Origin of the sequence: Sporosarcina koreensis (assembly GCF_042655825.1) — a bacterium.
GTDB lineage: Bacteria > Bacillota > Bacilli > Bacillales_A > Planococcaceae > Sporosarcina > Sporosarcina koreensis.
Genome location: NZ_JBHSNP010000028.1, coordinates 151,747 through 175,557, shown reverse-complemented (window position 1 = coordinate 175,557; position 23,811 = coordinate 151,747). Strand labels below are relative to the sequence as shown.

The 23,811-nt window shown below is 44.8% G+C and carries 29 protein-coding genes; 17 read left to right on the top strand and 12 right to left on the bottom strand.

The window, feature by feature from the left end; genetic code table 11:
* Positions 1–66 precede the first annotated feature (66 nt).
* Positions 67–861, bottom strand: coding sequence for a histidinol-phosphatase HisJ family protein (locus ACFPTP_RS15015; RefSeq protein WP_381446422.1), 795 nt, complete (start codon positions 859–861; stop codon positions 67–69).
* Between the two features lie 106 nt (positions 862–967).
* Here ACFPTP_RS15015 and ACFPTP_RS15010 point away from each other — a divergent pair, with 106 nt between their 5' ends.
* From ACFPTP_RS15010 to rlmN, 10 genes are all read left to right on the top strand, one after another.
* Positions 968–1,939, top strand: coding sequence for an ATP phosphoribosyltransferase regulatory subunit (locus ACFPTP_RS15010; RefSeq protein WP_381446420.1), 972 nt, complete (start codon positions 968–970; stop codon positions 1,937–1,939).
* Positions 1,930–2,565, top strand: a complete 636-nt coding sequence (gene hisG, locus ACFPTP_RS15005) for an ATP phosphoribosyltransferase (protein WP_381446417.1) — start codon at positions 1,930–1,932, stop codon at positions 2,563–2,565. Before ACFPTP_RS15010 ends, hisG begins: the two co-directional genes overlap by 10 nt.
* On the top strand, positions 2,562–3,842 hold the full coding sequence (gene hisD / locus ACFPTP_RS15000; protein WP_381446415.1) for a histidinol dehydrogenase: 1,281 nt from the start codon (positions 2,562–2,564) through the stop codon (positions 3,840–3,842). Before hisG ends, hisD begins: the two co-directional genes overlap by 4 nt.
* Positions 3,839–4,423, top strand: a complete 585-nt coding sequence (gene hisB / locus ACFPTP_RS14995) for an imidazoleglycerol-phosphate dehydratase HisB (RefSeq protein ID WP_381446413.1) — start codon at positions 3,839–3,841, stop codon at positions 4,421–4,423. The genes hisD and hisB overlap by 4 nt, the downstream gene beginning before the upstream one ends.
* A gap of 13 nt (positions 4,424–4,436) precedes the next feature.
* Entirely contained in the window at positions 4,437–5,186 is a 750-nt protein-coding gene (gene hisA, locus ACFPTP_RS14990) for a 1-(5-phosphoribosyl)-5-[(5-phosphoribosylamino)methylideneamino]imidazole-4-carboxamide isomerase (RefSeq protein WP_381446411.1), read from the top strand.
* Positions 5,149–5,913, top strand: coding sequence for an imidazole glycerol phosphate synthase subunit HisF (gene hisF / locus ACFPTP_RS14985; RefSeq protein ID WP_381446409.1), 765 nt, complete (start codon positions 5,149–5,151; stop codon positions 5,911–5,913). Before hisA ends, hisF begins: the two co-directional genes overlap by 38 nt.
* A complete protein-coding gene (hisIE, locus tag ACFPTP_RS14980) occupies positions 5,910–6,545 on the top strand; it encodes a bifunctional phosphoribosyl-AMP cyclohydrolase/phosphoribosyl-ATP diphosphatase HisIE (protein WP_381446407.1) in 636 nt (211 codons plus the stop codon). Before hisF ends, hisIE begins: the two co-directional genes overlap by 4 nt.
* Entirely contained in the window at positions 6,538–7,608 is a 1,071-nt protein-coding gene (hisC, locus tag ACFPTP_RS14975) for a histidinol-phosphate transaminase (RefSeq protein WP_381446405.1), read from the top strand. The genes hisIE and hisC overlap by 8 nt, the downstream gene beginning before the upstream one ends.
* 85 nt (positions 7,609–7,693) lie before the next feature.
* On the top strand, positions 7,694–7,885 hold the full coding sequence (locus tag ACFPTP_RS14970) for a hypothetical protein (protein WP_381446403.1): 192 nt from the start codon (positions 7,694–7,696) through the stop codon (positions 7,883–7,885).
* Between the two features lie 86 nt (positions 7,886–7,971).
* On the top strand, positions 7,972–9,039 hold the full coding sequence (rlmN, locus tag ACFPTP_RS14965) for a dual-specificity RNA methyltransferase RlmN (RefSeq protein WP_381446401.1): 1,068 nt from the start codon (positions 7,972–7,974) through the stop codon (positions 9,037–9,039).
* Between the two features lie 89 nt (positions 9,040–9,128).
* Here the strand turns inward: rlmN and ACFPTP_RS14960 are convergent, their stop codons facing one another.
* The 7 genes from ACFPTP_RS14960 to ACFPTP_RS14930 form a co-directional block, all read right to left on the bottom strand.
* Complete coding sequence (locus ACFPTP_RS14960; RefSeq protein ID WP_381446399.1) at positions 9,129–10,550, bottom strand: tyrosine phenol-lyase; 1,422 nt, start codon at positions 10,548–10,550, stop codon at positions 9,129–9,131.
* A gap of 135 nt (positions 10,551–10,685) precedes the next feature.
* Positions 10,686–11,057, bottom strand: coding sequence for a hypothetical protein (locus ACFPTP_RS14955; RefSeq protein WP_381446397.1), 372 nt, complete (start codon positions 11,055–11,057; stop codon positions 10,686–10,688).
* Positions 11,058–11,200: 143 nt separating this feature from the next.
* The gene (locus ACFPTP_RS14950) at positions 11,201–11,521 is read right to left on the bottom strand and encodes a YflT domain-containing protein (RefSeq protein WP_381446395.1); all 321 of its coding nucleotides are present in this window, start codon (positions 11,519–11,521) and stop codon (positions 11,201–11,203) included.
* Between the two features lie 82 nt (positions 11,522–11,603).
* Positions 11,604–11,903 carry a hypothetical protein gene (locus tag ACFPTP_RS14945; protein ID WP_381446392.1) on the bottom strand — a complete coding sequence of 100 codons (300 nt, stop codon included), beginning with the start codon at positions 11,901–11,903 and terminating at the stop codon, positions 11,604–11,606.
* Positions 11,904–11,974: 71 nt separating this feature from the next.
* Positions 11,975–12,544 carry an SCO family protein gene (locus tag ACFPTP_RS14940; RefSeq protein WP_381446390.1) on the bottom strand — a complete coding sequence of 190 codons (570 nt, stop codon included), beginning with the start codon at positions 12,542–12,544 and terminating at the stop codon, positions 11,975–11,977.
* Positions 12,541–13,953 (bottom strand): sensor histidine kinase, encoded by a 1,413-nt coding sequence (locus ACFPTP_RS14935; RefSeq protein WP_381446387.1) that lies wholly within the window; start codon positions 13,951–13,953, stop codon positions 12,541–12,543. The genes ACFPTP_RS14940 and ACFPTP_RS14935 overlap by 4 nt, the downstream gene beginning before the upstream one ends.
* The gene (locus ACFPTP_RS14930) at positions 13,953–14,630 is read right to left on the bottom strand and encodes a response regulator transcription factor (protein ID WP_381446385.1); all 678 of its coding nucleotides are present in this window, start codon (positions 14,628–14,630) and stop codon (positions 13,953–13,955) included. The genes ACFPTP_RS14935 and ACFPTP_RS14930 overlap by 1 nt, the downstream gene beginning before the upstream one ends.
* A gap of 159 nt (positions 14,631–14,789) precedes the next feature.
* On the opposite strand from ACFPTP_RS14930, the gene ACFPTP_RS14925 reads away from it, so the two are divergent.
* From ACFPTP_RS14925 to ACFPTP_RS14910, 4 genes are all read left to right on the top strand, one after another.
* Positions 14,790–15,542 (top strand): FixH family protein, encoded by a 753-nt coding sequence (locus ACFPTP_RS14925; protein WP_381446383.1) that lies wholly within the window; start codon positions 14,790–14,792, stop codon positions 15,540–15,542.
* 132 nt (positions 15,543–15,674) lie between these two features.
* Positions 15,675–16,007, top strand: a complete 333-nt coding sequence (locus tag ACFPTP_RS14920) for an ASCH domain-containing protein (RefSeq protein ID WP_381446381.1) — start codon at positions 15,675–15,677, stop codon at positions 16,005–16,007.
* Between the two features lie 15 nt (positions 16,008–16,022).
* Positions 16,023–16,451, top strand: coding sequence for a hypothetical protein (locus tag ACFPTP_RS14915; RefSeq protein ID WP_381446379.1), 429 nt, complete (start codon positions 16,023–16,025; stop codon positions 16,449–16,451).
* A gap of 134 nt (positions 16,452–16,585) precedes the next feature.
* Positions 16,586–17,434 carry a GNAT family N-acetyltransferase gene (locus ACFPTP_RS14910; protein WP_381446377.1) on the top strand — a complete coding sequence of 283 codons (849 nt, stop codon included), beginning with the start codon at positions 16,586–16,588 and terminating at the stop codon, positions 17,432–17,434.
* A 175-nt stretch (positions 17,435–17,609) separates the two neighbouring features.
* Here the strand turns inward: ACFPTP_RS14910 and ACFPTP_RS14905 are convergent, their stop codons facing one another.
* From ACFPTP_RS14905 to ACFPTP_RS14890, 4 genes are all read right to left on the bottom strand, one after another.
* Positions 17,610–18,788, bottom strand: a complete 1,179-nt coding sequence (locus ACFPTP_RS14905; protein ID WP_381446375.1) for a pyridoxal phosphate-dependent aminotransferase — start codon at positions 18,786–18,788, stop codon at positions 17,610–17,612.
* 140 nt (positions 18,789–18,928) lie between these two features.
* A complete protein-coding gene (locus ACFPTP_RS14900) occupies positions 18,929–19,675 on the bottom strand; it encodes a hypothetical protein (RefSeq protein ID WP_381446373.1) in 747 nt (248 codons plus the stop codon).
* 137 nt (positions 19,676–19,812) lie between these two features.
* Complete coding sequence (gene pepF / locus ACFPTP_RS14895; protein WP_381446371.1) at positions 19,813–21,633, bottom strand: oligoendopeptidase F; 1,821 nt, start codon at positions 21,631–21,633, stop codon at positions 19,813–19,815.
* A gap of 104 nt (positions 21,634–21,737) precedes the next feature.
* Positions 21,738–22,037, bottom strand: a complete 300-nt coding sequence (locus ACFPTP_RS14890; RefSeq protein ID WP_381446369.1) for a hypothetical protein — start codon at positions 22,035–22,037, stop codon at positions 21,738–21,740.
* A gap of 61 nt (positions 22,038–22,098) precedes the next feature.
* Between ACFPTP_RS14890 and ACFPTP_RS14885 the strand changes: the two genes are divergently transcribed.
* From ACFPTP_RS14885 to ACFPTP_RS14875, 3 genes are read left to right on the top strand one after another with little or no spacing between them, the layout of a single operon-like run.
* A complete protein-coding gene (locus tag ACFPTP_RS14885) occupies positions 22,099–22,515 on the top strand; it encodes an NUDIX hydrolase (protein WP_381446367.1) in 417 nt (138 codons plus the stop codon).
* Positions 22,512–22,967 (top strand): NUDIX hydrolase, encoded by a 456-nt coding sequence (locus tag ACFPTP_RS14880; RefSeq protein ID WP_381446365.1) that lies wholly within the window; start codon positions 22,512–22,514, stop codon positions 22,965–22,967. The genes ACFPTP_RS14885 and ACFPTP_RS14880 overlap by 4 nt, the downstream gene beginning before the upstream one ends.
* Positions 22,964–23,758 (top strand): class I SAM-dependent methyltransferase, encoded by a 795-nt coding sequence (locus ACFPTP_RS14875; protein ID WP_381446362.1) that lies wholly within the window; start codon positions 22,964–22,966, stop codon positions 23,756–23,758. Before ACFPTP_RS14880 ends, ACFPTP_RS14875 begins: the two co-directional genes overlap by 4 nt.
* Positions 23,759–23,811 lie beyond the last annotated feature (53 nt).

Genomic DNA, 23,811 nt, shown 5'->3' with positions numbered 1-23,811 from the left:
TCGCGCTCAAAGCTAGGGGTAGCGCTCAAGAAATGGAATCTACGCTCAAGATGTTCCGCTCTGCGCTCAAGGCAAATCAATCGGATGAAAAGTAGGTTTCAATCCCTCAAACGTTGAAAGATAACGGAACCCAATCGATCGCAGCAGCTCAAGCGATTCCTTGAAATCGAACGCAATATCTTCCGGCTTGTGCGCGTCAGATCCTAACGTAATAATCTCCCCGCCACATTCCTTATACAACCTCAACACATCATCACTCGGCAATCCGTTCGGCAGCCCGTAACGAACACCGGACGTATTCAACTCAATCCCTTTGCCAGCTGGGATGATTACGTTGAAAATTTCGCGCAGCACATCATGGAAATCATTCTCGACGACCTTAGGCGCATACCGTTTGATCAAATCAACATGTCCCAAAATGGAGTAATTCGAAAAATTCCTCACACACTCCAGCAATTCATTGTAGTACATAAGCGAGGCATCCTCTGCCGACCTCCCGACAAAAATATCCCCGTAATGCAAACCTTTCCGGGCAACCGTATGCATCGAGCAAATGATGAAATCAAACGGCTCCGCTTTCAACATTGCGTCATAGCGTTCCAACAAATGCGGCTGCACACCGATCTCTACACCTTTATGTATGCGGATCTTTCCGTCGTATTGCTCGCGTAACTCATCGATCCGCGCACTGTATTTCCGTTTATTGAAATCAAATTCAATTGAATCGTCCGGATAATCGTAATCGATATGCTCCGTGAAGCAGATTTCCGCAACGCCTTTTGAAATCGCCCCTTTCACCATTTCTTCCATGTCTACATTGCAATCTCCCGAAAATGAACTATGCATATGGTAATCAAACATTTTAAAAAATTCCTCCTATCGGTTGACAAACGATAAATATAGATTTATAGTACGTTATAACTTTAACGTAGTAAAGTAATGAAGTGACCTGTGAGGTGGACGATAAATGAATCCCGATTTGATGGTTGTGGAAAAGTTCGAACAAGTGATCAACACAATAAGCAAACGGTTTTCTACATATGGATTCCAGCGGATTAAAACGCCGGCTTTCGAACGCTATGATCTTTATTCCAAAGTGACGAGTTCCGTTAACCGGAAAGAGATGGTGAAAGTGATCGACCCATCTGGAGAAGTGTTTGTCCTCAGACCCGATGTCACAATTCCAATCACACAGGAATTGTCTCACTCTGAAAGCGAACTGACAAGTGAACACCGTTTTTATTATGTTGAGGAAGTTTTTCGAATATCATCTGATCCGACAGAAAAAATTGAGCGGACGCAAGCCGGAATCGAATATTTTTGCAGAAGGTCGCCGGATGTCGACGCGGAAACGATTTACTTGGCATTACAGACGATGAAGGACTTGGCATTTGACGACATTAAAATTGAGATTGGGCATACCGCATTCTTCCTTGAAATGATCTCGCAACTCCCGTTGACGGAATTTCAAATTGATAAGCTGAAAGCAAGTATACAGGCGAAGAACAGTGCTGAAATTGGCGAACTCCTGTCAACTGTGGACGCAGATGAGGCAATAAAACAAGCCGTCATGCAAATTCCTTATCTGTACGGGAAGCCGGAAGACGTTCTGAAACGTGCAAAGGAAATTGCCACCACTAGCCGCATGCAGGGAACGATCTCCTATATCGAGGATGTTTGCCGGCAGTTGAAAGACTATGACGAGCAACTTGTCATCGACTTTGGATTGATCAACCGAATGGATTATTATTCGGGCATCCTGTTTCAAGGATATGTTGGCCATTTCGGCAAACCGGTACTGATGGGCGGCCGATACGATCGATTGGGTCACGAATTTGGAGCTGATTTACCGGCGATCGGATTCGCTTGTGAAATCGAATCATTAGTAAAGGCTTTGGATAATCAAAAAGGACGGAAGGGGGAGGCAACTTGGAAATGATAACGCTCGCGATGGCCAAAGGGCGGATTGCAAACGAGGCGATTTCACTGCTGGAGAATGCGGGAATCCTCTTTTCGGACTTTGAAGATAAAAGCAGGAAGCTCATTTTCCTAGATGACAACCGGAGCATCAAGCTGATCTTCGTCAAGGCGGTGGATGTCCCGACGTATGTTGAGCTTGGTGCCGCGGATATTGGTGTGATCGGCAAGGACATCATGCTCGAGGATCCGAAAGATGTTTACGAACTCATGGATCTAGGCATCGGAAAATGCAAATTATCGGTGGCGGGATTCCCGGACAAAAACTTGATAGACAGATCACAGCTGACTGTAGCCTCGAAATATCCAAATCTCGCAAAAGAGTATTTCAATCAAAAAGGCATCCGTACGAAGATGATTAAACTGAACGGGTCGGTTGAATTGGCTCCGCTCATAAGCTTGGCAGATTGTATTGTCGATATCGTCGAAACCGGTGCAACGTTGAAAGAGAATGGATTAGTTGTTCTTGAGACAATTACGGCAGTGAGCGCAAGATTGATTGTGAATAAAGCAAGCTTCGCAATGAAAACAGAGTGTATCCAGAATTTCATTTCTGACGTCAAGAGAGGATTGGAGGTGTATTCATGAAAATCGTCAAAGCAGCAGAATTTACGGTAGAGATCGATCAACGGAACGAACAGTTGATCGATCTGGATTTTGATCGGAATGTATTAACGATAATTAACGATGTCCGTATGAATGGGGATGTGGCCTTACATATGTATACCGAGAAATTCGACGGTGTTACGTTGGAGAATTTCATTGTCACCGATGATGAATTTGATGAAGCTTATACACTTGTATCAGAAACCTTCATCTCCTCTCTGCTGAAAGCGAAGCAAAGAATTACCGATTTTCATGTAGAACAGAAGGAACGTTCTTGGTTCATTCGACAAGAAAAGGGCGTCGTGCTTGGCCAACAAGTGACCCCCATCGAACGGACCGGTATTTATGTTCCTGGAGGGAAGGCGGCTTATCCATCCACTGTCCTCATGAATGCAATTCCGGCAAAGATTGCTGGCGTAAGCCATATTGCTATCGCGACACCTCCGCAGCCAGACGGAAAAGTGAATCCGCACGTCTTAGTGGCGGCGAAAGAGACTGGTGTGGAGTGCGTTTATAAAGTTGGCGGCGCACAGGCGATTGCGGCGATGGCCTATGGAACGGAAACCGTCCGGAAAGTGATGAAAATAACTGGGCCTGGAAATGCATATGTTGCTAGGGCGAAAAAATGGGTGTTCGGCGACGTTGGAATCGACATGATTGCAGGTCCGAGTGAAATTTGCGTGTTGGCGGATGAGACGGCAAATGCTGCATTTGCTGCTGCCGATCTCTTATCCCAAGCGGAGCATGACGAGCGGGCTGCGGCCATTTGTGTGACGACGAGCGAGCTGTTTGCGGGTGAGCTCATGACGGAAGTTGAAATGCGGTTATCCGATATGGAGCGTCGGGAGATTGCAAGCCGTTCCATAAGCGACTTCGGCCGGATTATCGTCGTTGAATCGATGAACGAGGCAATTGAAGTTTTGAATAAAATAGCACCGGAGCATTTGCAAATCATGGTGGACAATCCGATGGCGACATTGCCGTACATCCGGAACGCGGGCGCCATTTTCATTGGACCGTTCTCGCCGGAAGCATTGGGCGATTATATGGCTGGCCCGAACCATACATTGCCGACGAGCGGAACAGCCGCTTTCTCGTCTGCGTTAGGCGTTAATGACTTCATGAAAAAATCGAGCATCATCCATTACACGGAGGAAGCATTAAAGGAAGTTGCGGATGACATCATTGTGTTGGCGGAAGCGGAGCGATTGACCGGCCACGCCGAATCGATCCGTATGAGGAAGGGGGAAGCGGAATGAGGAGTGAAAGAATTTCGAGAAGCACGGCGGAGACGGCGATTGAGCTGAAATTTGATCTCGACGGAACCGGCAAAACGGATATACGGACGGGTGTCGGCTTTCTCGACCATATGCTGACGTTGTTCGCGAAACACGGCAGATTCGATTTGACGGTTGTATGTAATGGCGATCTTGAAGTCGATCAGCACCATACAGTTGAAGATATCGGGATCGTGCTCGGGCAGGCGTTCAACCAAAGCATCGGCAATAAAGAAGGCATTGAACGGTATTCGACGGTGTCGACGCCGATGGATGAAGCCTTATCGACTGTATCACTCGACATAAGCGGACGCTCCTTTCTCGTCTATAACGTCGAGGGATTGAAAGAAAAGATCGGCGATTTTGATACGGAATTAGTGGAGGAGTTTTTCCTTGCCTTTACAAGACATGCTAACGTGACGTTGCATATCAATTTGCAATACGGGAAAAACAGCCACCATATCATCGAATCCATTTTCAAAAGTTTTGGAAGGGCATTGCGCATTGCAAGTACAATTAATCCTGAAATTGAAGGGGTTCCATCGACAAAGGGCATGTTATAAGGGGGAAGCGACAATGATTTTATTTCCGGCAATCGATATAAGAGGGGGCAAATGCGTCCGTCTCATTCAAGGCGACTACGGCCGTGAAACGGTTTATCATGATTCACCGGCAGAAATGGCGAAGGCATGGGAAAGACAAGGCGCCAAGTATATCCATGTCGTCGACTTGGATGGGGCGAAGACAGGTGATTCATTGAACAGGGAAGCGATTGCGGAAATCACGAAGGCCGTGCAAATCCCTGTGCAAGTCGGCGGAGGGGTACGGTCGATGGAAACAATCGATTTTCTTATCGCAAACGGCGTCAGCAGGGTCATTATCGGGACGGCTGCCATTCAGGATCCACAGTTCGTCGAGGAAGCAGTTGTCAAATATGGCGAAAAAATTGCAGTGTCGATAGACGCCCGAAATGGTTTCGTCGCGACAGACGGCTGGACGGAAACGACGGATATGAAAGCGGTCAAATTGTTGCGGTGGCTCGAGGGAATTGGCGTCAAAACGGTCGTCTACACCGACATCCAAAAAGACGGCATGCTGCAAGGCCCGAATTTCGATGAATTATATGTGATGAACAAAGCGTCAGATATGGACATCATTGCTTCCGGTGGAGTTTCGACGAACTTGGACATCGTCAAGCTGAAGATGATGGATCTGTATGGCGCCATTATCGGGAAGGCATTGTATGAAGGGAATCTATCCTTGGAAACAGCATTGGAGGCGATCAGAGATGAAGAAACGAATTATACCTTGCATGGACGTCGATAACCGGAAAGTCGTGAAAGGGAAGAAGTTCCTGGATGTTCAGGAAGTTGCGGACCCGCTTGAACTCGCGAAGAAATACGTAGCAGATGGTGCGGATGAGTTAGTCTTCTATGATATTTCCGCTTCTACGAAGAACAGGGAGATGTTCCTCGATTTGATAGAAGAGATTGCAAGGGAAGTTCCGATTCCTTTCATCGTCGGTGGAGGCATTCGGACAATCGAAGACGTTGATAAGATCCTCAATATCGGCGGGGATAAAGTATCCATCAATAGCGCCGCATTGCTGAACCCGGAGCTTATCCGGGAAGCTGCGGAGCAATTCGGCTCCGCACGGATCATGCTCTCAATGGACGTCAAGAAGGTGGGTCCCAGAAAATGGTCTGTCTTTGCCAAAGGCGGGATGGAAGACACGGGACTTGATGCGATCGAGTGGGCGAAACAAGGCGAGCAATTAGGGGCTGGTGAACTTGTCGTCAACAGCATTGATGAAGACGGTGTGAAAGATGGCTATGATATCGCGCTCTATAAAACGTTGGCTTCTTCAGTCAGTATACCAATCGTTGCAAGCGGCGGAGCAGGCAAGCCTGAACACTTTGCAGAAGTGTTGACGGAAGGGAAGGCGAGTGCCGCCCTTGCAGCTTCTGTATTCCACTTCGAAGAAATCGATATCGGTGAATTGAAAACGTATTTGGAACCACAAAAAGATGTTGTTGGGAATGAATCATCATGAATATTGACGAACTTGCATTTGATCGGAACGGTTTGATTCCCGCTATCGTCCAGGATGAGCGCACAGGTGAAGTGCTCATGCTCGCCTATATGAACCGGGAATCCATCCGAAAGACGATTGAAACGAAAGAAACTTGGTTTTACAGCCGCTCCAGGAAAGAGCTTTGGAATAAAGGCGCCACTTCCGGCAATCGGCAAATCGTGAAACGGCTATCCGTCGATTGTGATCAGGATTCGCTCCTCCTGCAAGTGGAACCAGCAGGACCCGCATGCCATACGGGAGAAACGACATGCTTTCATACTAATGGATTCGAAGAAAGGAAATCTGTTCGTGGAGTCGTGCATGAAGTCGTTGATGAAATAAAAGACCGTCGTGCAAATCCGGTGGACGGTTCCTATACTTCCTATTTGTTTAGGGAAGGCGTGGACAAAGTGCTGAAGAAGATCGGGGAAGAATCGACGGAAGTCGTCATCGGCGCAAAAAATCGGGATAAGAATGAATTGACGAATGAACTTGCCGATTTGACGTATCATACGCTTGTCCTTATGGAACTGCTCGACGTCACAGTCGATGATGTGAAAGGGGTTCTTCGAGAAAGAAGACCGAAAAAGGAAGTGTCGCGGGATGAATAAATTTTGGAGTGAAATGGTTAATCGGACAGAACCATACTTGCCGGGCGAACAGTTAAATGATCCAGCCATCATCAAATTGAATACGAATGAAAACCCGTATCCACCAAGTCCGCTCGTAAAAGAAGCGATAGCGGAACAATTGGAGGGGCAGCTCCGTTTGTACCCTTCCCCGACAGCAGACAGCTTGAGGGAGACAATCGCCGAAACGGTTGGTGTTTCAAAGGATGAAGTTTTTATCGGGAACGGGTCCGATGAAGTTCTTGCCTTCTCATTTATGGCATTCTTCCACCCCGGCAAACCGATCCACTTTCCGAGCATCACATATAGTTTCTATCCGGTATACGCCAAACTATTCAACATTCCATACGAACTTGTCCGTGTGAATGAAGACTTCACGCTGCCCGCTGAATTGTTTTTCGGCTCAGAAGGCGGCGTTATCCTGCCGAATCCGAATGCGCCAACGAGCCTATATATGGAGCTTTCGTCGATTGAATCCATTTTAATCAATAATCCAGACACAGTCGTCATCATCGATGAAGCCTATATCGATTTTGCAACTGTGTCCGCAGTGGAATTGGTAAAGTCGTATGAAAATCTCCTCGTCGTCCAGACGACATCGAAGTCCCGCTCCCTTGCAGGCTTGCGCGTCGGCTATGCAATTGGACATCCAGGTTTGATTAAGGCGCTTGTAAGAATCAAGGATTCATTCAACTCCTATACAATTGACAGGCTTGCGCTAGCAGGTGCGACCGCTGCATTCAAGGACCGAGCCTATTTCGATAAAACGATTATGAAAATCAAAGAGACACGGTCTCGTTTTATAGAAACCTTGCAGGAGATGGGCTTTCATGTTTTACCCTCACAAGCGAATTTTGTATTTGCCACACATGCAGATAGAGCAGCCTCCGATTTATATTTGCAATTAAAAGAGGAGGGGATTCTCGTGCGTCATTTCAATCAACCTGGGATTGAAAACTATTTGCGCATTTCGATTGGCACGGATGAACAGATGGATTGTCTGCTGCGAAAATTGGAGCAATTGCTGATGGTTTCAACCACGTAACTGAAAATGAGGATGGCAATAGGGGTTGTGAAACTGCTATACTGATGTCAAATGGATGTTTTGGCATAAAGGAGGCAGCAATCGGATGACTACACCGAAATTCATCGATATCGCATTGATCATCTTCTTAAGCTATTTTGCTTTTGATCGTTTCTCAAAAGGGATGACCGGCATCGGTATTTTCTTCACTGTCTTGGCACTGATGAATGTATTCGTTCTCGTCATGAAAATAAAACAGGATAAAATGAAGGCAATGAGCCAAAATAACGAAAGCTGACATTAGTAAATGCAGCTTTTTTCTTCTGTTTTTGCAACTTTTGTGGTATAATGACTGAATGCAAATCTGAGAAGTGAGGAATTGACATGAAAAAATCAATTTACGGCTTGACATTGGATCAACTGACACATTGGCTCGTCGAAAATGGACAAAAGAAATTCCGTGCTGCACAGGTATGGGACTGGCTTTACAAAAAGCGCGTCACAGACTTTGCAGATATGTCGAATATAAATAAAGAATGCCTTCAATTATTGGAGGAGAATTTTGTTATACAAACGCTTGAGCAAGCAGTGAAGCAAGTTTCGGAAGATGGCACCATCAAATTCCTTTTCAAAATGCAGGACGGGAACTTGATCGAAACTGTTTTGATGACATTCCCATACGGCCACTCGGTATGTGTGACAACACAAGTCGGATGCAATATCGGATGCAGTTTCTGCGCGAGCGGTTTATTGAAGAAAAACAGGGATTTGGATGCAGGGGAAATTGTCGGTCAAATTATGAAAGTGCAACAGCATCTTGACGAGCTGGGCAACGGTGAGCGCGTCAGCCATATCGTCGTCATGGGTATCGGGGAACCATTTGATAATTACACGAATTTGATGAACTTCCTCCGTGTCATCAATGACCAGAAAGGTTTATCGATCGGTGCGCGTCATATCACCGTTTCAACGAGTGGTTTGACACCGAAAATTCGTGAGTTCGCTGAAGAAAACATCCAAATCAATTTGGCGGTGTCCCTTCACGCGCCGAATAATGAGCTGCGGACAAGAATTATGAAGATCAACAAAGCATACCCGATCGAAAAGCTGATGGACGCAATCGATTATTATTTGGAAACGACAAACCGCCGGATCACGTTTGAATACATCCTATTGGATGACGTGAACGACCACATTGCGGAAGCCGAGCAATTGGCAAAACTGCTTTATAATAAACGGCATTTGTCTTACGTGAACCTCATCCCGTATAACCCGGTCGATGAGCACGGACAATACCAACGAAGCAAATCAGAAGCAATCAAATCATTTCACGATGCGTTGAAAAAACGCGGCATCAACTGCGGCGTCCGCTGGGAACAAGGAACGGACATCGACGCAGCTTGCGGACAATTGCGAAGCAAGCAAATCAAGAAAGATAAAGTGGCGAAATAACTACGAAAATGCATGCCAGAAAAAAATGGCATGCGTTTTTTATTTTGCACAAGGGCCCCATTATTCCATCAAGGGCTCAATTCACTTGCCTACGCATTAATCTTCCGATTCTCCTCACTGATCAACTCTCCGTTTTCCGCCAACGGAGCAAACCTCGCATTAAAGAAACGTAACGTCGGCGGCTCGTATACCATATTCAAACCACAGATCGCATCCCGCTTCTCATATAGCGCCAAAATCGAATCGACAACTACATCCATATGATTATTCGTATATACCCTGCGCGGGATCGTCAGACGCACCAACTCAAGATTCGGCCGGTTATGCTCGCCAGTCTTGCCATTCCGGCCTGCCGAAATGATGCCGCGCTCCATGCTTCGAACCCCGGAATCCAAATAGAGTGCTGCAGCCAGCGCTTGCGCCGGAAACTCATCTTGGCCCAAGTGGGGAAGGAAAGCGCGCGCATCCAAAAATACAGCATGGCCGCCAATCGGTTGCACGATCGGAATGCACGCATCCAGCAGCTGCTGCCCGAGATATCGTACTTGGCCGATCCGGTGCTCGATATAATGATCGTCGACCGCCTCCCGGATGCCGATCGCCATCGCTTCCATATCCCGGCCTGCCATTCCGCCATAGGAAGGCATCCCTTCATAGACAACGACTAGCTCGCGTGAACGGATATATAGATCTTCATCATTCATCGCAAGGAATCCGCCAATATTCACAAGGCAATCCTTTTTTCCGCTCATCGTGCAGCCATCGGAATACGACATCATTTCCTTCAATATGTCTGCAACAGTACGGTCCGTATACCCATCCTCGCGTTCCTTAATAAAGTAAGCGTTTTCAACGCAGCGCGTCGCATCTAGCATCACATCGATCCCATGGGACTTGCAAAGTTCATAAACCTCTTTCATATTTTGCATGCTGACAGGCTGGCCACCAGCAAGATTCACCGTGACGGCAAGACAGACGTATGGAATCTTTTCAGCGCCGACTTTCTGTATCAAATCACGCAGTTTATCTAAATCGACATTTCCTTTGAAAGGCATATCGATGGATGGATCATGCGCTTCATCGATGATAATGTCGACAAACGTAGCTCCGTTCATCTCCTGGTGCGCACGCGTCGTCGTAAAATACATATTGCCAGGCACATAATCGCCTTCTTTGATCTTCAGCTGCGACAAAATATTTTCCGCACCGCGACCTTGATGCGTCGGTAAAACGAATCGATATCCGTATACTTCACGGACGGCCTGCTCCAGCCGTTTCCAGCTCTTGCTTCCGGCATAGGCTTCATCACCCGTCATGAGCGCTCCCCATTGCGCATCACTCATCGCCGTCGTTCCGCTGTCCGTCAACAGATCGATATACACATCTTGCGAATCAATCAAAAACGTGTTGTACCCTGCGCGTTCAAGTGACTCTTTGCGTTCCTCATAAGAAAGCATCGAAAGCGTCTCCACACTTTTAATCTTATAAGGCTCAGCAGTTCTTCTCTTCAATACAAACATCCCCTTTTAAAAAAGATTCTCCCCATTTCACTATATCCCTTGGAAACCTACTATTCAATTAATTTACAATAGATTACGAATAAAAAGGCCGCCCTCATACTATATGTGGCAGCCTTTCAATAAATCCTATTCCTTTAATTTTCTAATACCGATCATAATGAACTGCACGATGACGCCAAGCCCGAAGCCGAATGTCGTAATGATGAATAAGGAAAGGACGCCTATCAGGTCGCCAAATCCGTTCGTATCCATGAGAAAGCTACGGAAAAACTCGGCGAAGCCTAACACGAGGGATGCCATAAAAATCCAGAATGCAATCCTCAATTTATAAAACAGCAAAGAAGACGCCAGGATGCCGACAGTCAGACCGAATATGCCGAACGTCAAGTAATTCTTAAACACCAATTCCGTTCCTAAAATGGTCCGAATCCCTAAGATGAGCAGGACGAAGGAAGTTAGACCGGTGAAAAAACCTATTTTCCATAATTTGTTTCCCAATGAAATTGCACCCGCTTTCAGTACATATCATAACGGAAAAAAGGTTCTAAGTGTAGGATGTTGGTGTCAGAAAAAGAAAAAACGGCTGCTCCTCCTTGCAAGGGAGGAGAACAACCGCCGTCATTTTATCACGATTCAACTAATCATTTCTTTGCAATCAGCACGAGTTTACCGTGATCAAGCTCCTTTTCCGCATCTGCGGCATCCTCTGCCGTCAATCCGGCTGCTTCCATCTTGCTGCGGAGCTCGTCTCCACGGGATGTGAACATGTTTTTCATGCTGTCGAGGAATCCTTGCTCCTTCATGCCGACAGCTTCCGTATCAAGGGCGTCTGTAATATTATCGGCCCTTTTTTTGTCGTGCGCAAATATATAAATATCGTCATGTGTATATCCTTGTGTCGTCAATTCCTCAATTTCCTTTTTAGCTTGCACTGCATTTTCAACAACTTTTTTCAAGACCATAGATGATTACCTCCTAATTGTATTTGTTCTATCTATACCTCAAATAGGACAAATTAAACTAACGGAAGCAACCTCTGGAACATCAAAAAGCGAAAGGATCTCCTTTTAACCGCTTGTATGATTTGATGAATTCATGCGGATTTTCCTTCACACCGAATGTGAAAACCCCACGGTTCGTATGGAGATAGAAAAGCCCGGTGCCATTTGAAAAAGGGCGATAAGAGACGTCGTGGACATGATCCAACGAAAAAGTTTGGTCCGACGAAGTGATCGATTCTTCGTAAAGCAGAAGGGTGCGGGTCGACTGCGAATGTTTTTGTTCAAACCAATTGATTGAACGTTCGATAATAAAATAGGGCAAAGAAGAAATGGATTCTTTCAAAAGGATTCCTCCCGGAAATTGTCTTGCCTCCATGCTACCAGTTTTATGTTTCATCGCCAATTATTCCGTCGTCACTTTAAAAGGCGTTTCACTTCATTCAGCATCCGTTCTTCAAATGAATTCTCGGAATAACTATATTCATTCACAATACGTCCTTGTTGATCAACGACATAAAAATTCGTTCCATGGATGAACTGACCGGATGTTTTCGGCTTTTGTACAATTGTCTGGAATTGATTCAACGCCAATTTTTCAATCGCCTCCTGCGAATAGCCCGTCAACAAATGCCAATTGGATTCATCTTCCGAGAACTGGCTAACATAATCCTTCAAAACTTGAGGCGTGTCAGTGTCCGGATCGACGGTGAATGTTACAAACTCCACTTCAAGCGCGGACTCCTTGAACATTGTTTGCAGTTCGGCCATTTTATGGGACATTGGCATACAAACCGATTCGCAATTCGTGAAAATAAAATCTGCAATCCACACTTTTCCTGCGAGTTGATCGGTTCCGAAAGGCTTTCCGTTTTGATCGGTGAAAGCGAATGAGGCGACTTGTCTGCCAGTCTGTTCCGGCTGCCCGCAAGCAGACAAAAGAAATGCTGCAATGACCAACATGGATATCCATTTGATCGTTTTCATTGTTCATCCCCATCTTTCATCTGATTTTTAAAACGGACAGTGACCGTCGTTCCTACGGCTGGTTCGCTTTCAATGGAAAAAGTGCCTCCATGCAGACGGATGATCTCCTTCACGATCGAGAGGCCGAGCCCCGATCCACCAGTCTTCCGGTTCCTTGCTTTATCAGCACGGAAAAAACGTTCCCCGATTCTGCTAATATCATCCTCAGGTATGACAATCCCTTCATTCGTCACTTTGAATTCGACAAATTCATCATAGGACTTCAAATGAATGCCGATAATCCCATCATCAAATGAATATTTGACGGCATTGTCGATAATATTATAGAAAACTTGTTGGATCCTTTTCGGATCTCCCGATAATATGAGGTCCTCCTCAATATCAAGCCGTACATCCAATCCTTTTTCACTGATCAGGATGTTGAATAAATCCAGTGTGTCCAAAATGATCTGCGCGATGACGATTGGTTCTTCAACAAGTACATACAAGTCTTCCTGGAGATGATTCAGCTCAATGAGGTCATTGATCAGCTTATTCAAACGGACGGTCTCTTTTTCGATAGTCGTCAAGTAGCTTTCCGCTTCCTCGGGCGATGAGTAGATCTTTTCCTTCAATACATGTGTATACCCGCCGATATACGTCAATGGCGTCCGCAGTTCGTGTACGAGATTGGAGGTGAATTCCTTCTTCCTTTTTTCCTGCTCCTCCAATGAAAGGCTCATTGAGTTGAATGCTTGCGCCAATTGGCCAATTTCATCTTCCCGGTCGATTTCAATCCTGCTGCCGTAATTCCCTTTTGAAACTTCAGCCGAAAGTCGCTGAAGGTCCTGCAACGGTCTGAATAATGACTGCCATGCACGATTGAGAATGAGAAACAGGATGAAAAAGAATAAAGTGCCGACTGCAATCAACAGAGGAATGCTCTCCCGAAAAACATCTTGAATGGCAGCGAGTGGGATGTATATGTAAATGAAACCGATGAGTCCGGTTTCACCTTTAATCGGAAAAATGGCTCCAAGAATTTCCCGATCAAGCTCCTCGACATATCCTTTTTTCATGATGTAAGCGCCTTTATTCAGGCTTTCCCTGTCGGCGTCGCTTATAAGATTTTGATAATTGACCTTATAGGGAAAGTATGACGTGAGGTCTTCGAGCTGGTTTACGACAATGACTTCGTATTCGGAGACGATGTTGTACCATTGGATTTTTTCATTGATTTCATCGCTCAACTCGCCGTAATGATAATGGGAAGCCGTCCGTTTCCCTTGGTAGACGATCGACTCCTCAATGCTCGAAATATATAGTTTGGAATAAAGGAAATGAATGAAGAAAAACGAAAAAAGGATTGTGAAAGCAAGACTTGATACAAGGATAACCAATATTTTTTTGCTCAATGTGAGCTTTTTCATCATTTCACCTCAAGCTTATAGCCGATTCCCCAAACTGTTTCAATCATGTTCCCGGCTTCCCCCAGTTTCAATCGTAATGTTTTTATATGAGTATCAATCGTTCGGTCGGTGCTTTGGTGATGATCTCCCCAGACGAGACTCAAAATCTGCTCTCTTGTATAGACGCGGCCTGGTTTTTTTGCAAGGGTTTCAAGGATACCGAACTCCTTTACCGTCAATGAAATCGGTTTATTATCCAATGTGGCCGTATGCGCTAGATGATCGATGACGAGAGGGCCAACTGTCAGTACCGGAGACATGTATTGGTGTTGGTACGATCTTCTTAAAACCGATTCAACCCTTGCGATGAGCTCGCCGGGCATGAACGGCTTAACGATATAATCATCGCCGCCGATTTTAAGGCCTTCGACTTTATCCCATTCTTCACCTCTGGCGGATAAAAAGATAATCGGTATATTCGTTGTTTTTTTCAATTCTTTGGCGAATTCGAATCCATTCATGTATGGCATCATGACATCGACAATACATAGATGGGGTTGCAGATTATACACTTTTGACAATGCATCCATGCCATCCGTCGCCTCTTCGACAACATAACCGTCTTTGGCTAGGAACGTGCGCACTAAATTTCTCATTTGCGGCTCATCATCAATTATTAAAATCGTATAGGGCTTCATCCAAATATCCTCATTTCGCAAAAATAGTCAATTATACTATACTCTGTAGTTGTGAAATACTTATGAAAATGTGCACTTCATAATTATTTCGCATTCACTTGATACTATCATATCGGAATATATATGCTCGTCAATAAAGAAACAATGGAGGGTATCAACATGAAAAAACGATTCAAAATGCTCGGCATGCTCATTGCTTTAGGAGTTTTAGCCGCTTGCGGAAAGGAAGCAGATGATGGCTCAGCAGTAGAAGTGCTGCCTTTGGAAGTTGACTTGACAGTAACCGAACAGGCGGAAGTCGGAGAAACGGTGAAGATGGAAGCGCTCGTCACATACGGTAATGAAAAAGTGAGTGATGCCGATAAAGTCGTCTACGAAGTCTGGGAAGAAGGGAAGAAAGATGATTCGGTCATGATTGACTCCGTCAATGAAAAGGATGGCACATATACTGCGGAAACATCCTTCGAACATGACGGCCTGTTCCATATCCAAGTCCATGTGGATGCGAAAAATCTGCATACGATGCCGGTGAAACAAGTGACGATCGGTGAAGGCGCACATGCAGAAAGCGAACATGCAGCAGGTGATGAACATGGCCATGATCATGGCCATGCGGACGGTTTTGCACTTCATTTCGTAAAACCGGAACATGCAACGGTTGGTGAAGAAACGGAATTGATGACCCATTTGCAGATCGATGGGCAGCCACTTGAGAAAGCGGAAGTCCGTTATGAAGTTTCTAGCGATGTCCTCGGGGAAAAGCATCTTTGGATTGATGCAGCTGAAACCGAAGCAGGCGAATATGTTGCAGTCCATCCATTCGAAGAAGCAGGGACATACACGGTGAAAATTCATGTTAAAAATGCAGAAGGCTTACATGAGCATGAAGAATTCACGATTGAAGTGAAATGAATCCGAATGTGAGGATTGTGGCTGTATCGTGAATTACGGCAATGATTCAGAGTGTACTATGACCGTTACATCTGGAATTGTCGATCGGGAATCGATATGATAGAGGTAGATTGAGAAGAGGAGCGATACAATATGAATGAGTTACCGGAAAAGACATGTTCGATTGAACGGCTTGTCACCGTTCCAGCAGATGTCGAGCGAGTTCTAAATGGTGAAAAGACAGCTACGAGAAGAAACGGTGTCTATGCATACCCGGAAGAAATCATGGTGTTAGACGGAAAAGAGTTCAAAATCGAAAAGCTCTACAAGCAAACACTTGGTGAAATGACCGATGAGGACGCGAAACAGGAAGGGTTTGCAAGCCTCGAAGAATATAAGCAATCAATTCTTGCTTTGCATCCAAAAATGCCATGGCTTCCGACAATGAGCGTGTGGGTCCACGAATTCAGCCCAGTTGCAAAGTAAGTTGGCATGAAATTCATGTATGGGACAATTGTATTTGTCCACGTCGTTTCCGCAGTCCTTGCAATCGGCCCCTTATTTCTCTTGTTGCCGACGATTAAAAGGCTGCGGAACGTCGATCTTCAAACTGAAAATGCATACTTGACGATCATCAAAGTTATTATCAGGCTTGTCATGCATGCCGGTCATTTGCTCGTCCTTTCTGGCGCATTGCTGCTGCTCACAGGTCCGTGGCCTTGGAATACGTCTTGGGTGATTGCTACCCTTGGGATCATGCTGTTATCGGGCTTTTTCTTATCAAGCGGGTTTACGAAAGTCCTTAGGAAATATTATAAGCATAGCAGCAAAGGGCAGATTTTGAACGTTTTGACAAGGACAACCTGGATATATATCGGATTGATGCTCATCATGCTTTGGCTCATGGTACAAAAGCCGATGCTTTGGTGAAATGAATTCAGATTACATAAAATGAGGATGTGCAAGGGTTTATTGCATATCCTTTTTTATTTTCGTCTTAAAAGAATCGTGACAATTCTTTTTATTGAGTATATAATTCTCGGAAACGAAAAGGGGAGATTGGGATGGAGATTGTTCAATATGATGATGCAGAGAGGTTTGCAGAGGTGGCAGAACCGATCATCGCGAAAAACGAGGATGCGTTCAGCCTTTTCTTCGGTATCCTGCAGGCAATAAAAGCGGGGAAATATGAAAATCCTTTCATGGCGGTCGTGTCGGATGGGGAGGAAGTGCTCGCGCTATTGCAGATGACGCCGCCGCATCCATTGAATCTGATCATCGTGGATGAAGGCAAGAAGCATGAAACGATTGATTTCATCATACGGGAATTGCTTGGGAATTCAATTGCGGTCCCATCAGTCATCAGTTTGAAAGAATGGGCTATTTTATTCGCAAACAAGTGGGAAGAACAAACAGGGGAGTCGCAAAAGCTGCTTATGGATCAGGGGCTTTATCGATTGGATGAGATTGACGAGACAATTGAAATGAGTCCGGGAAGTTGGAGATATGCTTCTGGAGAGGATGCCCCGCTTATTGAAAAATGGTTTGCATTGTTCGAGGAAGACGCGAATCTTGATGGAACAGCGCCGGAAATCATTAAAGAAAGGGTGGCCGCATTCCTTGAAGCCCGGGAAGTCTTCCTCTGGGAGGATGAAGGGAAAGTCGTTTCGATGATGAAGAAAGCAAGACCCACAAAAAATAGCGTCACCGTTTCTCTCGTTTTTACACCTAAGGAGGAAAGGAAGAAGGGGTATGCCCGCACAATGGTCGCGCATGGTTCGAAAGAGTTATTGAAGGAATATGAATTCTGCGTGCTTTATACGGATATGATGAATCCTACTTCGAATAAGATTTATAAGGAAATCGGCTACAAACATATTGCCGATTCAATTCATATTGGTTTTGAGAAATAAGACAGTGGATGGCGCATCCAAATAGGTGAGTCCCGCGCTCAAAGCAGCTGATTTCACGCTTAAAGTCGGTGGCTCCGCGCTTAAAGCAGCTGGTCTTGCGCTCAAAGTCAGCGGTCCAGCGCCCAAAGCCCACCATCAAATAAAAAATGCCGCCATCGGCAGGCGGCATTTCCTATTAAGCCTCACTCGCAGTAAATATCCCCAGCTTCTCAATTCTCTGAACGGCCTCGGCAATACGCTCTTCGCTCGCCAGCAGGCCTACCCGCACATAACCTTCTCCATGCGTTCCAAATCCATGCCCAGGCGCAACGACAACACCCGCCTGTTGTAGAAGGATATCCGCAAACGCCTCACTCGTATAACCCGGTGGAACAGGCAACCAGGCGAAGAACGACGCTTTCGGCGCTTCCACATCCCATCCGATCCGTTTGCATTCGTCAATCAAGACATTTCTACGCCCTTCATACAATGCAGTCAGTTCGCGCACGCATGCCTGATCTTCCGTCAACGCAGCAATCGCGGCGTGTTGGACTGCCGGAAAAAGGCTGATGAACAAGTGGTGCTGCAGTTTATTGATAGCCTCGATCATTTGGCGGTTTCCGACTGCAAAGGCAACCCTCCAGCCGGCCATGTTGTATGTCTTCGATAATGTGTACATTTCAATCCCAATATCTTTTGCGCCTTCAGCCTGAAGAAAGCTGACGGGCTTTTCATCGTCAAAACCGATTCCCCCATACGCCATGTCATGCAAAATGAAAATATCATTCTTCTTGGCAAAGGCGACCGCTTCTTCAAAAAAGGGAACGGTCGCGACTGCGCTTGTCGGGTTGTTCGGGTAGTTCAAATACATGACTTTCGCCTTCTGTAGAACTTCATCTGACAATGTATCAAAATCGGGCATGAACCCATTTTCCTTCAGTAGGGGCATCGTTTCATAAGTGATATTGGCAAGACTCACTCCTGATAAATAATCAGGATATCCAGGATCAGGCAGCAAAAGCAGATCGCCTTCATCCATCATCGCCAAAGGAACTTCGACAAGCCCGATTTTGGAGCCGCCTAAAACTGCAACTTCCGTATTTGGATCTACATCGACATCATACTCACGCTTGTAAAACTCCGCGATGGCTTGACGGAATTCAGGAATGCCATCGAATGGCGAGTATCCATGTGTTTCCGGACGCTCCGCGGCTTGCTGCAAAGCTTCGATGATATGAGCGGGTGTTGGCTGATCAGGATTGCCTCTGCCCAAGTTGATAATATCCATTCCAGCAGCTTTCGCGGCATCCACTTTTTTGACTAATGAAGAAAAGAAATGGGGTGGCATGTTTTGTACACGGTTTGAAATCAACATGTAACGACCTCGTTTTCATAGTTTTTTGATTCGTCTGACTACCATGTGCTTTCATTCTACTATATGCCTCAGAGGAAACTCAACATGATTTTTTATGGGAAAGGAAAAAACTGCCGCCCGTTCGGAGACGGGTGGCAGCTTCAAGACTTGCGATTATTTTCCATGATGAAAGTCAAAAGGGAAACCCAATGGTCGACCTGCCGTTGCACGTCTGTATATTCCTTGGAATCCCTTCTCAGCCTTTTATCAAGATTGGCATAGAAACGGATGATGCGGACCGGCTTTGTCTCGTCATCGATGATCATTTTCATTTCAACATTGGCAACTCTACGGTGAATCGCCTTTTTTGCCATCGGCATCTTTTTATTGATGATTTGTGTGACGGATTGTCCAAGCTCTTCGATGCGCTCCGTTGTCCCGTCGGCTTCGTTCACGACGGTTTTCTGGCGTGTCCCGTTTTCATAAACTTCCACTGCCAACAGTGAGGAATATGGATAGTCAGAAAGTATGTATGGCATTTTGTGAAAAGCTTTTTTTACCCTCTTGCCATCGATGAGTGGAGCAGGTTCCCAAAAATGGATTCTGCGATTACTTTCATCTACAGCGATCTTTGATAGCAAATCATCTGCGACGAAGGCATGCGATTCGATATAATTCGCTGATTTCGGTTGGAAAGTCTCCATATATTCCTTCTGACTTGCCTTCAGCTTTTCTTCCGTCCGTGTAGAAAGGGATAAGAAAAGTATGGCAAACCCGAAGAATAAGGCGAAAAATATAAAGCCGGGAAGGAAAGCATCGCGCTTTATGAAATAAAACATGGCAATGATCCCGATGATTGGCGCAAGACAGCCGAACCGTACATACCAATTGGATTGTGTAGAAGACAAGTGAACCCCTCATTTCGAAAAAAATGATAGAAACTAATGCAAATAGAGTTGTATTCATCATATCGGATGGAAATGCGAATAACAATATTCAAAATAAAAAGCTGCCCCCTGCGTCAACGGGGACAGCTTCTTCAAAATCAGTTCACTTGAGCTGCTTCAATCTCTTCTGTCAATTCTACAAGCTGATCGATCAATTCACCAATATACGCAATCGTATCGAGCAGCGGCTGTTCCGTCGTAATATCGACTCCCGCCATTTTGGAAAGCTCTGCAGGCGATTTCGTGCCGCCCGCTTGAAGCACTTTCAGCCAGTCTTCAACAGCAGGTTGCCCTTCCTCCAAAATCCGTTTCGACACTTGAGTGGAAATTGTCAAACCAGCGCTGTATGTGTATGGATACAAGCCCATATAATAATGCGGCTGGCGCATCCATGTCAATTCCGCACCTTCATTGATTTTCACGTCGTCTCCCCAGAATTCTTCTAGGACGCCGCGCTTCAGGCCGTTTAGCACATTCGCATTTACACTGCCGCCAGCATCGATGCGCTCGTACACTTTGCGTTGATATGCCGCTTCCAATAAGTGTGTGACGAAGTTATGGTAGTATGTCCGCGCCACGATGGAAGAAATGACCCATCGCTTGAATTTCGGATCATCCGAATTGGAAAGCAAGTGGTTCGCCATCAACATTTCATTCATCGTCGAAGGTGCTTCGATGAAGTACATGGAAGGGCGTGAATTGAAAATGTTTTGGTGTTGGTGGGCATTGTAGAAATGTCCGGCATGGCCCAGCTCATGCGCCAAAACGAAGACATCTTCCATGCTGCCTGTCCAGGAAATCAAAATATAAGGGTGAACGCCATAAGGGCTTGAGCAGAATGCGCCTGTCGATTTACCGGCATTCTGTGCAAAGTCCGTCCAGCGTTCTTTATAGGAACGATCGATCATATTTAAGTAATCGTCACCCATAATGGCTAGCGCATCATCGATATATTTCTTTGATTCTTCAATTGTGATTTTCGGCTCATAGTTCGGATCCAATGAAATTTTTAAATCCGAGAATGTCATCTCGTCAAGGCCATGGACCTTTTGAAGAAGTTTAGCGTATTTGCGCATATGCGGCGCAAGATGCTCCATAATCAAATCGATCTGGCGGTCGTACATGGAACGGTCGACTTCCTGGTTGAAAAGGAGGTAATCAAATACATTATCATATCCTCTAAGGTCGGAAGTTGTCTTCTCCTTCTGCAAGTGCATGTCGTACGTTTTCGCAGTCGTATGCTGATACTCTCTCAATTTTGCATGGAAAGCATCATATGCAGCTCTTCTCTTTTCCGTATCCGTTTCGGACTCCCATCCGCCTTCAAATGTCGTATAGCTTAATGGGTATTTTTCGCCGTCGACTTCAAAATCATCGAAGTTCATATCGACTAATTTTGTCGTATTGTATAGACCATATGGCGCGTTCAATACAGATGAGAATGCCGCCAATGTCTTTTCCACTTCAGGATGAAGCTTGTGAGGTTTTTGACGAATTAATTCTTCAAGATAGTTTTTATACTCTTCGGATTGGGTCATCGCATTTTCCAATAGCTCACTCGACACTTCGGATAGTTCGCTTGTGAAGAAAGAAAGCTGGCTTCCGAGCTTGGAAGCGATTGAGCCGTATTTGCTTGCGCGCATTTGTGCTTCGTCATTCGTTTGGTCAACACTATGCGAAAGGCTTGTGTATGTCCCAATCGGCACCATTTTGCCCATGATGGAAGCATATCCATCCAGTGCCTCTAGGATTGCTTTCTCATCGGTGATTTTCCCCTTGAAGCGCTCTTCGAATGAAGCGACTTCACTTTCCAGTTGCTCAATTGCTGCATTATATTCCTCTTCGGTTCTGAAAAGGTCGTTCAAATTCCATGTCTCTTCTACGTTCACTGCTGAACGCGGCGGTAGACTTTTTACCATTTACTCATCTCTCCCTATTCGTTCAATTTATTACGGATGTCGAACTAATGATAGTATATAGCAAACTTATAGAAAAGTAAAAATGAATTGGTATTTCTGTGAACTTATTTTCGTGACTGTCTTTCTATTTCGTCAGCGACTACGAAAGCCAGGTCTTCATTGCCAAAAAGTTGAAGAACATCGAGCATCGTTTCGTTGTCGATATGAAAATCGTCAAATCCGTCATCACTTTCAATGACTTCCTGTAAAGCTACATTTACCATTTGCTCTGGATATGCCTTTTTATAAAGTACATGAGGATCCAATTCGTTGTTCGAGCACCATTGCACAAACAGGCGGATCATCAGTGTTTCATCTTCTCTATACTTCTGAATGATTTGTTCATCGATATTTCTGAATTCCATTTTTCATCCCTCCGGTGATAAGCTATGATTCTAAGTATATATGAAATGGGGGATTTCAATAATGAATCGAGTCGATGTTGTTTATTCCGCTATCCTAAAAAAGGGAAAAGTGCTGATGGTGAAGAATAAGAAATATGATAATTGGACGTTGCCGGGCGGTGGCGTGGAAAAAGGGGAGACGCTGGAACAGGCTGCAGTTCGTGAAGTCTGGGAAGAAACCGGCCTGACAGTCAAAATCGGGAGCTTGCTCACGGTGAATGAAGCGTTCAGGCAAAAGGAAAATAATCATGTGCTATTCTTCACGTTTTCGGCGGAAGTATTGGATGGGGAAGTGGCCATCCAGGACACAGGCGGCATTTTAGAAGCGGAATGGAAAGATCTTTCATTCGCAAATGAAGCAATGCCTTATTACGAAGGCGGTTTTGAAAAACTGCTCGAAACATCAATACCGTATACATTTCAGGGAGTTCAGATTTGAACGGTGAAGATGGAAAATATCCAATAGCAAAAGTACTTGGCATTTTGGAATCTGGACGCCGAATTTTAGTTGAAGAATTTGATGGAGAACATTCTAAAGGGGAAGGAATCTATTATCGTCCTATTGGAGGATCTATAGAATTTGGGGAAAAATCCACTAATGCACTTATTAGAGAATTCAAAGAGGAATTAAATGTAACTGTTGAAATTGATAAGTTTATTGGATGTATTGATAATATCTTTGTGATTAATGAACAAATTGGACATGAAATTATCCAGATATATACGGTCGTTTTTGTAGATAAAGAAAACTATAATCGGGAGCTATTTGAGATTCGGGAAAATGAAAAAGTGTCATTTGCGAAGTGGGTAGACATAATGGAGTTCTTATCAGGTGAAAAAGTATTATTTCCTGATGGTTTAGTTGAAAAGCTCGAAAGGGGAATTTCATGAACCAACAGCAAATGAGTGAAAAAAATAAAATAGGATGGAATCAACACGCTTACCAGGCATGGGTGGTAAGACATGGCCTGCCTACTTACTACGCAAAAGAGTTAAAAAAAGATCCATCTAAAAAGGTCAGCTATTACTTCGACGAAATTGGGCATGTGAGAGGAAAAAGAGTCCTTAATTTACTTGGCTCAAAAGGAAATAAAGCAGTCTGTTTTTCACTATTAGGTGCAGACGTCACAGTGGTGGATCTATCTCATGAAAATAAACGATATGCTATGGAGTTGGCGGAAGCTGCAGGAGTTTCGCTAACCTATATTGTCGAAGATGTTCTCGAAATAAAGGATGAAGAAATATCGCCATTCGATATCGTCATTCTTGAGATGGGGGTACTTCATTATTTTATGGATTTACGCCCGTTGTTTCAAAAGGTGTCCAACCTGTTGAACGAGACAGGGGTTTTTATTGTAAGAGATTATCATCCTTTCATTTCAAAAACGATGCGCTTTTCAAACGGGGAAACAATTGTGGATGGTAATTATTTTACTGAGGAATGTTTAGTAGTGGATGTTCCCTATGCGTACCTTTTACCAAAAAGTATGCAGCAGCAGTTAAAGAAAAATGTAATCAGGCAGTGGACGCTATCTGAAGTGGTTAATGCTCTAATCAATTCTGGTTTGAACATAAGAAAAATGCGAGAAGATAAAGGTATCGAGTGGGCGTTTCCAGAAGGTGCACCTAATGGTATTTCTGAGAGGCTTCCTGGGACATTTACTATCTGTGCATCAAAATAAAATCACATTGATTTTATTAATTTGTTGATTGAAGTGGAAATCAACATAGGGAT

Excerpts from the sequence above, each read along its gene's own strand:
- ACFPTP_RS14910 (WP_381446377.1), top strand. The coding sequence starts at position 16,586 with ATGGAGATTGTTCAATATGATGATGCAGAGAGGTTTGCAGAGGTGGCA.
- pepF (WP_381446371.1), bottom strand. The coding sequence starts at position 21,633 with ATGGTAAAAAGTCTACCGCCGCGTTCAGCAGTGAACGTAGAAGAGACA.
- hisB (WP_381446413.1), top strand. The coding sequence starts at position 3,839 with ATGAGGAGTGAAAGAATTTCGAGAAGCACGGCGGAGACGGCGATTGAG.
- hisF (WP_381446409.1), top strand. The coding sequence starts at position 5,149 with ATGAAGAAACGAATTATACCTTGCATGGACGTCGATAACCGGAAAGTC.
- hisC (WP_381446405.1), top strand. The coding sequence starts at position 6,538 with ATGAATAAATTTTGGAGTGAAATGGTTAATCGGACAGAACCATACTTG.
- ACFPTP_RS14970 (WP_381446403.1), top strand. The coding sequence starts at position 7,694 with ATGACTACACCGAAATTCATCGATATCGCATTGATCATCTTCTTAAGC.
- ACFPTP_RS15010 (WP_381446420.1), top strand. The coding sequence starts at position 968 with ATGAATCCCGATTTGATGGTTGTGGAAAAGTTCGAACAAGTGATCAAC.
- ACFPTP_RS14905 (WP_381446375.1), bottom strand. The coding sequence starts at position 18,788 with ATGTTGATTTCAAACCGTGTACAAAACATGCCACCCCATTTCTTTTCT.
- hisA (WP_381446411.1), top strand. The coding sequence starts at position 4,437 with ATGATTTTATTTCCGGCAATCGATATAAGAGGGGGCAAATGCGTCCGT.
- ACFPTP_RS15015 (WP_381446422.1), bottom strand. The coding sequence starts at position 861 with ATGTTTGATTACCATATGCATAGTTCATTTTCGGGAGATTGCAATGTA.
- ACFPTP_RS14915 (WP_381446379.1), top strand. The coding sequence starts at position 16,023 with ATGTATGGGACAATTGTATTTGTCCACGTCGTTTCCGCAGTCCTTGCA.
- ACFPTP_RS14920 (WP_381446381.1), top strand. The coding sequence starts at position 15,675 with ATGAATGAGTTACCGGAAAAGACATGTTCGATTGAACGGCTTGTCACC.
- ACFPTP_RS14875 (WP_381446362.1), top strand. The coding sequence starts at position 22,964 with ATGAACCAACAGCAAATGAGTGAAAAAAATAAAATAGGATGGAATCAA.
- ACFPTP_RS14925 (WP_381446383.1), top strand. The coding sequence starts at position 14,790 with ATGAAAAAACGATTCAAAATGCTCGGCATGCTCATTGCTTTAGGAGTT.
- ACFPTP_RS14885 (WP_381446367.1), top strand. The coding sequence starts at position 22,099 with ATGAATCGAGTCGATGTTGTTTATTCCGCTATCCTAAAAAAGGGAAAA.
- hisIE (WP_381446407.1), top strand. The coding sequence starts at position 5,910 with ATGAATATTGACGAACTTGCATTTGATCGGAACGGTTTGATTCCCGCT.
- ACFPTP_RS14935 (WP_381446387.1), bottom strand. The coding sequence starts at position 13,953 with ATGAAAAAGCTCACATTGAGCAAAAAAATATTGGTTATCCTTGTATCA.
- hisD (WP_381446415.1), top strand. The coding sequence starts at position 2,562 with ATGAAAATCGTCAAAGCAGCAGAATTTACGGTAGAGATCGATCAACGG.
- ACFPTP_RS14890 (WP_381446369.1), bottom strand. The coding sequence starts at position 22,037 with ATGGAATTCAGAAATATCGATGAACAAATCATTCAGAAGTATAGAGAA.
- ACFPTP_RS14930 (WP_381446385.1), bottom strand. The coding sequence starts at position 14,630 with ATGAAGCCCTATACGATTTTAATAATTGATGATGAGCCGCAAATGAGA.
- ACFPTP_RS14940 (WP_381446390.1), bottom strand. The coding sequence starts at position 12,544 with ATGAAAACGATCAAATGGATATCCATGTTGGTCATTGCAGCATTTCTT.
- rlmN (WP_381446401.1), top strand. The coding sequence starts at position 7,972 with ATGAAAAAATCAATTTACGGCTTGACATTGGATCAACTGACACATTGG.
- ACFPTP_RS14950 (WP_381446395.1), bottom strand. The coding sequence starts at position 11,521 with ATGGTCTTGAAAAAAGTTGTTGAAAATGCAGTGCAAGCTAAAAAGGAA.